1 protein-coding gene is annotated in these 477 nt (G+C 62.9%); it reads left to right on the top strand.

Features of this window, described 5'->3' with window-relative positions; genetic code table 11:
• The coding region (locus tag AC1DLB_RS32000) for an Nramp family divalent metal transporter (RefSeq protein ID WP_477786536.1) at positions 1 to 477 on the top strand (477 nt) is incomplete at both ends.

The raw sequence follows: 477 nt of genomic DNA, 5'->3' as shown, positions 1-477 counted from the left end.
GGTTTGCTGGTGTCCATCGGCTACATGGACCCGGGCAACTGGGCCACGGCCATCGAGGCCGGTTCGCGGTTTGGCTATAGCCTGTTGTTCGTGGTGTTGCTGGCGAGCATGGCGGGGATGGTGGTGCAGTGTTTGTGCTCGCGTCTGGGTATCGCCACCGGGCGCGACCTGGCGCAGTTATGCCGGGAGCGCTACAGCACGCGGACCGCACGGACCCAGTGGCTGCTGGCGGAAATTTCGATCATCGCCACCGACCTCGCCGAAGTGCTCGGCTGCGCCCTGGCGTTCCACTTGCTGTTGGGCTGTTCGCTGACGTTTGGCATCGCGCTCACCGCGTTCGACACGTTGCTGGTATTGGCCCTGCAAAACCGGGGTTTCCGCCGGTTGGAGGCGATCATGCTGGTGCTGGTGGGCACTATTGGCGCGTGTTTCTTCGTCGAACTGCTGCTGATCAAACCCTATTGGCCGGATGTCGCT

This window comes from Pseudomonas sp. 05N434, from assembly GCF_056396965.1.
The sequence above is the reverse complement of the archived record's forward strand: the minus strand, read 5'-3'. Positions and strand labels throughout refer to the sequence as shown.